Origin of the sequence: Paenibacillus sp. 276b (assembly GCF_900107875.1) — a bacterium.
In the GTDB taxonomy this organism is placed as follows: Bacteria; Bacillota; Bacilli; order Paenibacillales; family Paenibacillaceae; genus Paenibacillus; species Paenibacillus marchantiae.
This window is the reverse complement of the sequence record NZ_FNRR01000004.1, coordinates 45,073-57,883: the sequence shown is the minus strand read 5'-3', so window position 1 is coordinate 57,883 and position 12,811 is coordinate 45,073. Positions and strand designations below refer to the sequence as shown.

12 protein-coding genes are annotated in these 12,811 nt (G+C 45.9%); all 12 read right to left on the bottom strand.

Annotated elements, in window-relative coordinates:
- Positions 1–46 precede the first annotated feature (46 nt).
- Positions 47–2,329, bottom strand: a complete 2,283-nt coding sequence (locus tag BLV50_RS19485; protein ID WP_256336624.1) for a methyl-accepting chemotaxis protein — start codon at positions 2,327–2,329, stop codon at positions 47–49.
- Positions 2,330–2,564: 235 nt separating this feature from the next.
- A complete protein-coding gene (locus tag BLV50_RS19480; protein WP_090809493.1) occupies positions 2,565–3,893 on the bottom strand; it encodes a peptidase U32 family protein in 1,329 nt (442 codons plus the stop codon).
- A gap of 17 nt (positions 3,894–3,910) precedes the next feature.
- Entirely contained in the window at positions 3,911–4,840 is a 930-nt protein-coding gene (locus tag BLV50_RS19475; protein WP_064635862.1) for a peptidase U32 family protein, read from the bottom strand.
- A 15-nt stretch (positions 4,841–4,855) separates the two neighbouring features.
- Entirely contained in the window at positions 4,856–5,896 is a 1,041-nt protein-coding gene (mltG, locus tag BLV50_RS19470; protein WP_256336625.1) for an endolytic transglycosylase MltG, read from the bottom strand.
- A 75-nt stretch (positions 5,897–5,971) separates the two neighbouring features.
- Positions 5,972–6,286, bottom strand: a complete 315-nt coding sequence (locus tag BLV50_RS19465) for a DUF1292 domain-containing protein (protein ID WP_024633076.1) — start codon at positions 6,284–6,286, stop codon at positions 5,972–5,974.
- Complete coding sequence (locus BLV50_RS19460; RefSeq protein WP_024633075.1) at positions 6,287–6,586, bottom strand: DUF1292 domain-containing protein; 300 nt, start codon at positions 6,584–6,586, stop codon at positions 6,287–6,289.
- 12 nt (positions 6,587–6,598) lie between these two features.
- Positions 6,599–7,015: a Holliday junction resolvase RuvX gene (gene ruvX, locus BLV50_RS19455; protein WP_063566850.1), complete on the bottom strand. Its 417-nt coding sequence runs from the start codon at positions 7,013–7,015 to the stop codon at positions 6,599–6,601.
- Between the two features lie 125 nt (positions 7,016–7,140).
- Positions 7,141–7,401: an IreB family regulatory phosphoprotein gene (locus tag BLV50_RS19450; protein WP_024633073.1), complete on the bottom strand. Its 261-nt coding sequence runs from the start codon at positions 7,399–7,401 to the stop codon at positions 7,141–7,143.
- Positions 7,402–7,643: 242 nt separating this feature from the next.
- Positions 7,644–10,274: an alanine--tRNA ligase gene (gene alaS, locus BLV50_RS19445; protein ID WP_090809491.1), complete on the bottom strand. Its 2,631-nt coding sequence runs from the start codon at positions 10,272–10,274 to the stop codon at positions 7,644–7,646.
- Positions 10,275–10,695: 421 nt separating this feature from the next.
- The gene (locus tag BLV50_RS19440) at positions 10,696–11,763 is read right to left on the bottom strand and encodes an AI-2E family transporter (RefSeq protein ID WP_063566848.1); all 1,068 of its coding nucleotides are present in this window, start codon (positions 11,761–11,763) and stop codon (positions 10,696–10,698) included.
- Between the two features lie 251 nt (positions 11,764–12,014).
- Positions 12,015–12,224, bottom strand: a complete 210-nt coding sequence (locus BLV50_RS19435; RefSeq protein WP_024633070.1) for a hypothetical protein — start codon at positions 12,222–12,224, stop codon at positions 12,015–12,017.
- A gap of 10 nt (positions 12,225–12,234) precedes the next feature.
- Positions 12,235–12,756 (bottom strand): PRC-barrel domain-containing protein, encoded by a 522-nt coding sequence (locus BLV50_RS19430; RefSeq protein WP_024633069.1) that lies wholly within the window; start codon positions 12,754–12,756, stop codon positions 12,235–12,237.
- Positions 12,757–12,811: the final 55 nt, after the last annotated feature.

Sequence of the window (12,811 nt, the reverse complement as noted above, 5' to 3'; positions counted from 1 at the left end):
TCCCTTATTAGGGACAGGCTTCTCAAATGAAGCAAACAGGTTCAAATTAGACTGTAAAGCGAGACAATGTATCTTTCAATTCTGTCGATACATTCTCTAGTTTTGCTGACAAATTCACCAGTTGGTTGCTGATATTTTGTTGTTCACTGCTCAAGGAGGCAACTTCCTGGGACGTTGCAGAAGATTGTTCAGCTACTGCGCTGACATTACTCATCGCTTCGGACAACGTACCTTGAGATTGATTCAAATCTCCGATTGAGCCGGTGACCATGCTCAGACTCTCAACAAAAGCACCCATTTGTTGCTGTACTGAAGCAAATATTACATTGGTATCTTTTACGGCATCCATCTGTTCCTTAAATAATGGATAAGCTGCAGACAGTTGATCTACCGTCTCATTCATTTCGGTCATAATCTTGTCTGTAATGTCGCCGACCATATCAATGGACTGTCTTGATTGTTCAGCCAACTGACGAACCTCATTTGCTACCACCATGAACCCGCGTCCAGCTGTACCAGCACGAGCGGCTTCAATTGTTGCATTCAAGGAGAGAATGTTCGTTTGTTTGGTAATATTCTGCATGACGTCAAGCACCTTCAGAACAGAGGATGTGCTCTCTTTCAAGGAATCCACTTTGTTCACCAACGCACCAATCATTTCTTCTGTCTTCTGTGTTTTGGTCATCAACTGGTTCAGATGCTGTGTACCTGTCTGACTGGATTTCTCTACATGGCGGGCTGAATCACCCATTTGTTCATTTGCGGCGACCACACTCTCCATCTGACGGGAGATATTGTCGGTCAATTCGTTTCCACGCTCCGCTTCTGTTGCCAAACTGCTTGCTCCACCTGCAATTTCTTCAGTGGCAACGGCAATCTCTGAAGCAGAGACTGCTGTTTTCTTGGATGCACTGCTTAGCTCAGAAGCAGTATCCAATACTTCCTGTGCAGATCGGTTGGTTTGCTCCACGAGTTTCGTAATTTGCTCCATCATCAGATTGAATGCAGCCGATAATTGGCCAATTTCATCCTGGGAGCTATAAGGTGTACGCACCTTGAGGTTCCCTTTTGCACCTTCTTGCATCAGATCTTTCAATTTGCCCATTGGGCGGGCAATCATACGAACCATCCAAATACCGATCAGTATCGCAATAACGGCATCAATCAATGCCATCCACAAAGTCAGTGTAAGAATACCCTTGGCATCTTTCACCAGGATCGAAGTTGGAACCATCCCAATCAGTTTCCAATCGGATGTATCCATGGTGCTGTATGACGCCAGCATATTGGTTGAATTTCCATCCACCGTATACTCCGTATTCGTGCTGCCGGATTTTTCTTTCAACTCTTTTATAAAAGCCAAATCCGTATCTTTTCCTGTACGATCAGCAATCGTTGAAGCTACAACCTTGTTGTCCGGAGCAATGAGCTGGAGGACTGCGCCTTCACCCAAGTCAAGTGATTTCAATTGCTGCTCCAGAACCTCCAATTTCAATTCAATGATTAACACATAGGACTGGGTTGTCCCTTGCAGGTTCTTCATTGAACGGGCAATTCGGAACGTTGGTGTGCTGCCGTCCTCTTTGACTTCCGTTGGAAGCCAGCGATATCCACCTGCTTGTACCAACTCGTCGTACCAACTCTCATTCCGAATGTCGCCCATGGAAGAACTGCTGTTACCTGTGCCCATTGTAGATCTTGTTTCGTCTGTAGGCACAAGATAAATCGCTTCCATAGATTTATTCGTAAAAGCAATATTCGATAATTGTTTGTTGATGGAGCTTGAATTCACAAACGTATCATATGCTGACAAATTCTTATCAGACATCTTTTGAAGCAAGGACTGCATTTCCGGATCGAAGAAAATTTGTGTAGATGTGTCTACAAACCGTTCCAGGATAATGTCCATTTTTTGTTTGGTTTGTTCAATCGTTTCCTGATTTGATCGGGATGCATTCTTCTCAATCGTATCTTTGGCTTTAGCATAGGATAATAGACCTAAACCAATAACAAAAAACATGATTCCTACAAAAAAGACCAAAAACAGCTTGACGCCTACCGATTTAACCGGATTAGCCTTCTTAATCTGTGTAAACGTGGTTCCCCCAACATCTTTCCAGTTTTGATTCTTCAACTGGTTTTTGGTCTTGTTCCACCCCGACTTCAGCTTACCTGAGCCCAATGTAAAAGACTTTTTGCCTGAGGCATCCCCTGTCTTACTTTTAACACCTTTTTCTTTCTTCACTTTCTGAACCTTCTCGGGCTTAACCTTCTCGGGTATTTTCAACTCTTCCCCACTGTCCTTCTGCTTCTTTTGAACCAATCCCATTCACCTGCCAGTAATTTACTTGTTGGATTTTTCTTTCTCTCCCCTATAAATATGTAGTATTCGACAGCTTTCTCCTTTCCCCTTTCGTTTTTTCGAAATTTATTACAACTTTTTTCCTATTTTTCTATAAAAAAAAGACCCCCCTATACCGATATACGGAGGTCAAATTTGTAAATTTTATAACACTATATTGTTAAAACATAATATTATTTTGTTAAAAACTAGGCATTTGAACCTACTTCTTTTTTCTCATCATATCAAAGTAGGAAACAGGTTGATCCACCTTCATTTTTACACGCTGTAACGGGTGACGAGCTGCATCGAGCACATTGCCTTCTTCATCCTGCAGTTCCCCAACCACCTGTTTGAAAAAGTGGCCTCCCGGACCGAAAAATTCGATTTCCTGTCCAGGTTTGAAATGATTGCGCTGTTGAATGGTCGCCATTCCTGTAGCCGCATCATAGTCCATCACCAATCCAGCAAAGTCAAAAGGTACCGCTTTTTCTTCCGGTTCATAGATGTGATCCTCATGATCCGGTGTATCATAGAAAAATCCGGTATTCAGTGGACGATTCGCTGCCTTGTTCATTTCCTCTACCCACTCAGGCTTCAATACATAGTTCTCCGGGTCAGCCATATAAGAATCGATAGCCTGACGATATACGTTAACCACGGTAGCCACGTAGTGAATCGACTTCATGCGACCTTCGATTTTGAAGCTATCCACACCAACATCAATCAGCTCAGGAATATGCCCAATCATGCACAGATCCTTCGAACCCATGGAAAAAGAATTGTCCTGTTCCTGGAATAGGGGCAGCTGGTTCTCGCCCAATTTGAATGGTGCAGGTGCCTGCATTTGCATTTCTTCTTCGCTGACCCACACGGTATCTTCCCGGGCATCTTCAAAGAGATCATACTTCCAGCGGCAGGATTGGCAGCAGCCACCCCGGTTGGAGTCCCGATCCGTAAAATGGTTGGACAACACACAACGTCCGGAATATGACGAACACATCGCTCCATGAATAAAGGCTTCGATCTCGATATCCACATTGGCTTTGATTTCTTCAATCTCCTCAAAGCTTGTCTCACGACCAAGAACGACGCGTGGAAGACCTTCATCCTTCCAGAACTTCACAGCTTGCCAGTTCAAAGTGGATTGTTGTGTACTCAAATGCACTTCCAGACCCGGTACTGCACGCTGAGCCACTTCAATAATTGCTGGATCTGCTACGATAATAGCTGCAATTCCTGCATCATACAAGTTTTGCAAATACGCTTGAATACCTTCGATATCTTCATTATGAGCATAAATATTGGTTGCCACGAAAACTTTAGCTCCATATTTTTTAGCAAATTCCACACCTTCACGCATCTCTTCAAAGCTAAAGTTATCCGCGTTGGAACGCAATCCGTATGCCTGTCCACCGATATACACAGCATCTGCACCATAATGGATTGCAAATTTAAGTTTTTCCAGGTTGCCCGCCGGAGCAAGCAGCTCCGGTTTGTCCAGACGGTTACGTTTACCCGAGAACTTCCGCTGTACCGCCACTGTTTCCATGTTGTTCACCTCGTCTATTAATACACCTGTTCTTTATAGAAAAATCCAAACGACAATTCCCGTTCAGGGTCCTGCAACTGACGAACCTCGTCCAGCCATTCTTCACAAAATGCATAAGCATCGGCATCAGCTGCATAACTGTCCAGAGCTATACGGTATGCACGTACAACAGCTTCGTTATACGCAAGCGATTTTAACATGCCTTCGATTTTGAAGCTGTGTACCCCGGCCTCCATCAATAGATGAAGATCTTCGAGAATACAAATATCCTCCGAACTCATGATGTGAGTTCCGTTCAGATCTTCATAGATCGGGAACTTCTCATCCCGGCGTTCAGCCTCGATCAGAAATAAACCACGCTCTTTACCCAAATGCCCCTCTACAGGACGCCCCTGATGGGACATATAACTTTGCACCAGACTCCGTTTGGAATGATAAATGTTCGTCATGCCATGCACCTGAACCTGAGCTTCCACCTTCAGAAATGGAACCATCTCTGTAAGCTCGTCCATATTCAGCTCCCGAGCAAGCACGACACGACTCGCTCCTTTAGTTCCCCAGTAGTTGGCTGTTGCATAGTTGGTCGATGTCATCTCAGCGTTCCAGTGCAGCTGGATATGCGGAGCATGCTCCTTAATAGCGGCGAGCACAGATGGATCGTTGAACTCCACCCCATGAACACCGATTTTACCCAGTGCTTGAACATATTCAGGTAATTCCTTTAGCAGCTCGTTGGACATCAGATTGTTCATGGACACGTATACACGAGCCTGATGTTTCGCTGCAACGGCAACGACCTCTGCTGTTTCTTCCACACTGAAGCTGCCGGGAAGACGCATGCCGAAGCGATCATCCCCAATTAACAAAGCATCTGCTCCTGCTTGGAGCAGCACCTCTGCCTCTTTCACATTTGCCGCCGTAACGAGCAGTTCATGTTTCGTACTCATATACATCCCCTCCGCTTATTGCGCAGCCTTACTTTTGGCTATATTTTGCTGATGTTCCTTATACGTTTTGGCAAACAGATGTCCAGACGAGCCATCCTTTTTCGTCACATAGAACAGATACTCCGAAGCTTCCGGATTTAGCGCTGCCTCAATGGACGGAAGACTTGGACTGGCAATTGGACCTGGTGGCAAGCCTTTATTCAGATACGTATTATAGGGACTTTGCACCTTTAGATCCTTGAAAAACAACCGCTCCTTCGGCTTGTCGAGCAGATATTGCACGGTAGCATCAATCTCCAGCTTCATATCCTGATTAATCCGATTGTAGATTACACCTGCAACCAGAGCACGTTCCTCATCCACTACAACTTCTTTCTCCACCAGTGACGCAATGGTCAGCAGTTCATGCAGGGAAAGGTTCTTCTCTTGGAGCTTGGCTTCCAAATCAGGAATGGAATTAATCTTGGTCTGAAATTCTTCCAGCATCCGTTGCATCACATCATGCGTGGAACTTCCTTTTTTCAGCTCATACGTTTCCGGGAACAGATACCCTTCCAATACGTAGCGAAGTTCTTCATCCACTGGAATATTTTTGACGATATCTACATCAAAGGCCGAAGGATCATTGGCCAGCTTGATGAATTCATCTCGATCTACGACATGCTCATAAGAAAGCTTACCCGCCATTTGCAGAACAGTATAACCCTCCGGAATCGTAAATTTCACCATTTCCTCTGGTACAACTTCGCCACTACTCAACTTGCTAACAATCTCATCATATGTCACGCCAGGATTCATAGAATATGTACCCGCCATGAAATTAGAACCTAGGTTTTTCCACTTTAAATACCCTTTAAATGTTAACCCGCTTCGAATGAGGCCTTCCTCTTGAAGCTGATCCGCGATTTTCGAAGTTCCCGATCCGCTCTTAATCTCGAATACGACCGGTTCTGTAGAAGCTTCCACGGGACGCATCATACTCCATACGTAACCGCCTGCGCCTCCGGCAAGAACTACAATGATAAGCAGTATGACTACTATTGCTTTCCCTTTCAAAAAAGAAACAACTCCTTTACACAACCAAAAAGAGCGGACTTCTCCGCCCTCCCGGTTTCTTCAATTTGAAGCTGATTAATCTTCGTCAATGGGGAGTGTACATTCATCATACAGTTCCGAGATGTTCTCCCACTCATCATCATCGTCAATCGTAACTAATTCCGGCATGATCTGGCCTTCACTTCCCGGTAAAACCCGCAGAAGTTCAACTTCGTCATAAGGACGTAATGAACTGCGGAGCACCGCATACTGTTGGCCCTTCACTTCAAACTCAGCCAACAGGTCATACGGATGCGATTTACCGTTCTCTTCTTCCAGCTCAACGTGAGCACCAAAAGCCAGACGCAGCGAATCTGTCCATTTCAAGTCTTCGCGGCTGTATTCTGTCATTTAGTTCGCTTCCTCTTCATCTTCTGCAAGAAATGTATTAAACGTCTCCTCGACGATATCCCATTCGGCATCATCTTGGATGACGAAAAGTTTAATATCGTCGCCCTCTTCTTCATAACGGAATGCATAAACATCCGTCTCTCCATCTTCGGGTTCAACCGGAGCAACCATCATGTACTTGGCCTCCGAACCGTCCACTTCGAATTTCATGATGACTTCGAATTCCTCTTCATTACCCTCGTCATCCGCAATGTAAATAATCTCCGATTCTTCTTCCATACCCAGTTGATCTTCAGCCATTGTTGATCCCCCTCACCTTTTACTATTGGCATCCAAATAATTTTGCAAAATCAAGCTTGCGGCCATTTTGTCCACAACCTGCTTGCGTTTTTTGCGACTGACATCCGCTTCAAGCAACGTTCGTTCTGCTGCCATGGTTGTCAGCCGTTCATCCCAAAGGTGAACAGGTAAATTCAGTTCGCCCCGCAGGCGGTCGGCAAAAGCGATGCATATTTCACCACGCGGCCCTACGGTGCCGTTCATGTTTTTGGGAAGTCCGACTACGATCTCGCCAATCTCATGCTCACGCACAAGTTCAGCAATCCGAACGAACTCACCTTCATCCCGGCGGCGTTCAAGTACTTCCAATCCCTGGGCAGTCCAACCGAAGGCGTCACTAGCGGCAACTCCGATTCTTCGGTCCCCATAGTCCAAACCTAATATTTTCATCCATGCTCTCCCATCCTCAAGCCTGCTTAGGTCGATTAATAATCGCCTTCTCAAGCTTCAGGCTGTCTTCTGTCGGTTCATTTCCCGCTGCCTGCATAGCTGCATCACAGCGGAAGCGATGTACATTACCGGTGATTGGCCAGATAAGAACGAACAAGCTCTTCAATCAGCTCATCACGCTCTTTTTTACGGACCAGACTGCGTGCATTGTTGTGACGAGGGATGTATGCGGGGTCTCCAGAAATCAGATACCCGACAATCTGGTTAATAGGATTATACTCCTTATCCACCAGTGCATCATATACCGTGAGAAGAATCTCTTTGGAGGATGCTTCCTGCTCGTCGGCTTTCACATTAAATTTAACCGTCTTATCCATGGAGTCCATTGATGACACCTCGCTCCTGCATGAACATGGGGACCATGTCCTGCCGAATTGATTTCTGCTTATATAATAACATATTCTGACTGCCACAAGTAAACAAAGGATAAGCCAATTGTGTTTTTTGCTTGTCCTTTACTGGCTTCAGCATATTGCATCATTCGATTCCACTCGCTTTCGGGTACAAAATATAAACGAACAGAACCATTTCGATTTATATTTTGAAGATTGAAAGCCGCTCAATGGATTTATGCAATATGCCCGCTAACCAGTGAAACCGCCAGTTTCAACGCTTCATCCAGCTTGGTTGCATCCTTGCCTCCGGCTTGCGCCATATCAGGACGTCCGCCACCTCCGCCGCCGCATACTGCCGCAACTTCCTTGACGATTTTACCTGCATGCAGCCCTTGTTTTACTTGTTCAGCAGGGACAGCTACAACAAAATTCACTTTGCCGTCAGATGGAGCACCCAGTACGAGTACTGCATTAGGCAGTTTTACTTTCAATTCATCAGCCACTGTACGCAGTGCATCCATGTTCGGAGCATCCACACGAGCTGCAAGCAATTGTGTATTTCCTGCTTGTACCACTTGATCTGTCAATGCGCCTGCTTCCATGGCACTCAGTTTGCTTTGCAGTGATTCAGTCTCTCTCGCAGCTTCTTTCAATTGCTGATTCAAACCTTCAATGCGTTTAGGAACATCCGCCACATTTGCTTTGAGCAGGGATGCGGATTGTTTGAGCAATTCAAGCTGACTTTCTACATACAGATACGCGCCACGGCCAGTCACAGCTTCGATCCGACGTACGCCGGAGCCGATTCCGCTCTCGCTCAACAGCTTGAAGATACCAATCTCTGATGTATTGTTTACGTGACAGCCGCCACAAAGTTCCAAACTATAGTCTCCGACTTGTACCACACGTACGATATCGCCGTATTTTTCACCGAACAGTGCCATTGCACCCATTTCTTTAGCTTCATCAATAGCTTTCAGTTCAATGTTTACGTTCAGACGATTCCAGATCTGTTCGTTTACCTGACGCTCGATCTCTGTTAATTCTTCCGGCGTAATACTGCCGAAGTGCGAGAAGTCAAAGCGCAGACGTTGAGGCTCTACGAGTGATCCTGCCTGATTGACATGCGTTCCGAGCACATCTTTGAGCGCTTTGTGCAGCAAATGAGTTGCGGTATGGTTTTTGATAATATCGCCGCGTTTGGACGCATCCACTTCAGCTTTAATCACATCACCCACACGCAGTTCACCGGACTCTACAGTCACCAGATGTACGTGTTGTCCCAGCGGAGCTTTGAACAGACCTTGCACTTTCGCCGTTACACTGGCTCCGCGCAGCAAGCCCTGGTCACTCACTTGTCCGCCACTTTCCGCATAGAACGGAGTCTTATCAAGGATGACCTGGCATGTCTGTCCTTCGCTTACGGAGTCTACCAGTGCGTCACCAGCAACGATGGCTACCACTTTTGCTTCCGTCAACAGGTCATTATAACCAACAAACTCGCTTTTAACCGCAAGATCGGCAAGCGGTCCGCCTTGAACCTTCATGCTCTCGCTTTCTTGGCGTCCTGCACGTCCCAGCTCACGCTGCTTCTGCATCGAAGCATCAAAACCTTCACGATCTACCGTCAGACCATGCTCTGCTGCATAATCTTCTGTCAGGTCAAACGGGAAACCGTACGTATCATATAGTTTGAACGCTTCAGGCCCGCTAATAACCGTACGTCCTTCGGACTTGGCTGTGCCGCTGATATCCGCAAGAATAGCCAGACCATCTGTGAGTGTTTCGTGGAAACGCTCTTCCTCGGTTTTGATCACTTTAGCGATAAACTCCTGTTTGTCCACGACTTCCGGGTAGTACATCCCCATCACTTCACCAACAGTCGTTATCAGTTCATATAGGAATGGACGGTCCAGTCCCAGTACTTTTCCATAACGTACGGCACGGCGGAGCAAACGGCGAATGACATATCCGCGTCCTTCATTACTTGGCAGAACGCCATCACCTACAGCAAAGGCAACGGTCCGAATGTGGTCGGCAATGACTTTAAGTGCAACGTCAATCTCTACGCTGTCATTATATTTCACACCGGCAAGAGCCGCTGTTCTTTGAATCATTGGTTGGAACAGATCTGTGTCAAAGTTGGAATCCACATTTTGCAGAATGGATGCAAAGCGTTCCAGACCTGCGCCTGTATCAATATTTTTGTTCGGAAGCGGTGTGTAGCTACCGTCCTTGTTGTGATTGAACTGGGAGAATACCAGGTTCCATACTTCGAGGTAACGTTCATTTTCCCCGCCTGGATACATCTCGGGATCATTCATGTCGTTGCCATAAGCTTCGCCACGATCATAGAAGATTTCGGTACAAGGTCCACACGGACCTTCGCCGATATCCCAAAAGTTCTCATCCAGTTTGATGATACGCTCAGCAGGCAAGCCTACTTTTTCGTTCCATAGTTTGAAAGCTTCTTCGTCTTCAGGGTATACCGTTACGGAGAGACGTTCCGGATCAAAACCGATCCATTCTTTGCTTGTGAGAAATTCCCATGCCCAAGTAATCGTCTCTTCCTTGAAATAGTCTCCGATGGAGAAGTTACCGAGCATTTCGAAGAACGTATGGTGACGGCGAGTTTTGCCGACATTTTCAATATCGTTCGTACGAATACATTTTTGGGAGTTGGCAAGACGTGGATTCTCCGGTTTCTCCCGACCGTCAAAATACGGTTTCAATGGTGCCATACCCGCATTGATCCACAGAAGGGATGGATCATTATGAGGTACAAGCGATGCGCTTGGCTCGATTTTGTGACCTTTACTTGCAAAAAACTCTATCCATTTGGACCGGATTTCACTGGCTTTCATACGGAGTGCCCCCAATTAATTATAATAGTCCGGTGCGTATTCGCTCCGGGTTGTTAACAAGTAAAAATAAACACAAAAAACGCCCCTGATAGTCAGGGACGATTGTAATCGCGGTACCACCCTGGTTATTGCTGTTCATCCGCAGATGAAACAAACAATCTCCTCGTTGATGCGAAATAACGGTCGCTCCCGGCAGGGTTGTCCTGCACTCCGAAATCAGCTTTCCGCCGCTTCAACTTTCAAGACTCTTCCAGCCATCGGGCTCAGATTACATCTGATCCGAAGAAGTCTATTCTCTGAGGAAAGGAACCTCGGCGTACTTCATTTCATCATCGATTTCTTGTTCTAAACATACCCCTCCATTATATCGATATGCCTATATGGTGTCAACGCACCCTTTAGGACCAGACTGTTGCTACGATTAGTCCGTTCTTCTTTTGATGTAATAGGCAAAAAAGTGCTGCACAATGACCTTCAGAACAGCAAAAACTGGCACCGCTAGAATGAGACCTACTATGCCCGCCAGTTCGCCTCCCACAAGGAGCGCGAAGATAATCGACAACGGATGTAAATGCAAAGTCCGCCCTACCACCTGAGGGGAGATGACGTTGCTCTCCAGCACCTGGCACAGTGTGTTCACAATGACAACGAAGAGCACCATTTTGAACGATACCGTAGACGCCATCACCACAGCAGGAGCTGCTCCAAGAAACGGGCCCAAATAAGGTACGATGTTAAATACAGCGACAATGCTCGCGAGCAGCAGTGCATAAGGCATATCAATGACCATGTAACCAATGTAGGCAAAGATGCCCACAATCACACAGACGATAAATTGTCCGCGAATATAGTTTCCCAAGGCCGTGTCAATCTCTTTCATAACCGAAACAATGGCCTTGCGCCGTGAGCGGGGCAGGTACGCCACAATCGTACGCTCGAACACCTCAAAATCTTTTAACATATAGAAAATGAGAAATGGCACGATAAACACGTTGAACAACACATTAATGGTTGTCCCGATATTATCCATCAGCTTCGTAATCCCCTGTGTCAGCCGATCCTCCATCTGGAAAAACCAGCTGTTCATACCCGTGCGCACACTTGGCGGCATTAATTTGTGATCCATATTGTTCATCAGACTCTGAGCACGCATTGACAGTTCAGGCATATGCTCGTTCAGTTCCTCCAACTGTTCAATCAACACTGGAATCACATTCATCAAGATGACCCCGATACAGGTGAGGAAAAAAGCATAGATTAACAGCACGGCAATGGTTCGAGGGACTTTGCGCCCTCCCAGCATGCTTACAATCGGATTGAGAACATAGGATATGATGAGGGCCACGATAAATGGTGCCAGCACTGTTTTCAAAAATCCATATATATGAAGCAGTAATGGCCGCAGCAGCCATATAAAATACAGAATAATCAATCCGAGTAGCAGCCAGATGGCATAACGGAACAGCTTGTTTTTGGTTAATTGTTCCACTTGCATCTCTCCCTTTTGGACTGGCTCTGAAAGTCAGTATATGTAAGGAAGGGAATATTTATTAACACACAAAAAAAGCGTCTCCTTCATAACGAAGGAGACGCATCTTGTGATCCGGGTTAGCATATATTCATACAAGTTCCCTTGAACCACTATGTAACCGCAACTATATACATCTGTCATCATTTCATGACAGCATTCAATGACAGTCTTTGTCATGAAACCGCATATAGAAGAAGTTATGCTTCTTATTAAGAAGAAGCATGAAGATGAGGGAAGTCTTGCGGCAGCTCTTCCCCGAAGAACAGATCATCGAGGGAGCTGAGCGTGCCATCTTCTTCCACTTGGTATACGGACATTTTCTCACCGTTCACTGTTAATTCGATAAAGCATCCCCAGCAATAAAACTGGTGGGAACCGATTTTCCCAATATCTTTGGAACTACAGTTTGGACATTTCATATTCATTCACCTATCCATTAACAGAATGAATGGCATTTTCCAAGCGCTGTTCACTCAGCGGCGGCACCATAATGGCACTTTCCCCAATAGACATATCGCTTGTACATGGCAGCCATTTGCGGCCCTCAATCAAATCGGACACAAAACCGTCCGTAATTTCAATCCCTATTATTGTATTTCCCAACTCCTGGTCAAAATAAACATCAGAGACACGTCCAAGCAGCAAACCTTCTTCGGTGAGCACGGACATCTCCTTCAATTTAGACTGGCCGAGGAGGTACGTGTGTTTTATGTCGTCGGCTCCCGTTTTGCGGACAGCCTGTTGATTACGGATCATGACGGCATCTTCGCCGTAGGCAACGATATCTTGCCACTGCACGATTTTGACATGACTGGTAAACAGGCCTTTGTTTTCAAGTTCAATGCCTTCAATTTTCCAATCGTCATTCACAATGAAATCCTGGATTTTACCGACCTGCTTTCCATCCTCAACGTCAAAAACGGCAAGTCCGATCATTTCCTGAAGCTTCATCGCAGGGTCCCCCTCATCTTCTTATCATTAAATAGTCGCGGCGCTATTGCTAGGT

What these genes read in the sequence shown, in the direction of transcription:
- BLV50_RS19485 (WP_256336624.1), bottom strand. Translation starts at nt 2,329, where the DNA reads ATGGGATTGGTTCAAAAGAAGCAGAAGGACAGTGGGGAAGAGTTGAAA.
- BLV50_RS19480 (WP_090809493.1), bottom strand. Translation starts at nt 3,893, where the DNA reads ATGGAAACAGTGGCGGTACAGCGGAAGTTCTCGGGTAAACGTAACCGT.
- BLV50_RS19435 (WP_024633070.1), bottom strand. Translation starts at nt 12,224, where the DNA reads ATGAAATGTCCAAACTGTAGTTCCAAAGATATTGGGAAAATCGGTTCC.
- BLV50_RS19465 (WP_024633076.1), bottom strand. Translation starts at nt 6,286, where the DNA reads ATGACAGAATACAGCCGCGAAGACTTGAAATGGACAGATTCGCTGCGT.
- BLV50_RS19450 (WP_024633073.1), bottom strand. Translation starts at nt 7,401, where the DNA reads ATGGACTCCATGGATAAGACGGTTAAATTTAATGTGAAAGCCGACGAG.
- BLV50_RS19460 (WP_024633075.1), bottom strand. Translation starts at nt 6,586, where the DNA reads ATGGCTGAAGATCAACTGGGTATGGAAGAAGAATCGGAGATTATTTAC.
- BLV50_RS19475 (WP_064635862.1), bottom strand. Translation starts at nt 4,840, where the DNA reads ATGAGTACGAAACATGAACTGCTCGTTACGGCGGCAAATGTGAAAGAG.
- ruvX (WP_063566850.1), bottom strand. Translation starts at nt 7,015, where the DNA reads ATGAAAATATTAGGTTTGGACTATGGGGACCGAAGAATCGGAGTTGCC.
- BLV50_RS19430 (WP_024633069.1), bottom strand. Translation starts at nt 12,756, where the DNA reads ATGAAGCTTCAGGAAATGATCGGACTTGCCGTTTTTGACGTTGAGGAT.
- alaS (WP_090809491.1), bottom strand. Translation starts at nt 10,274, where the DNA reads ATGAAAGCCAGTGAAATCCGGTCCAAATGGATAGAGTTTTTTGCAAGT.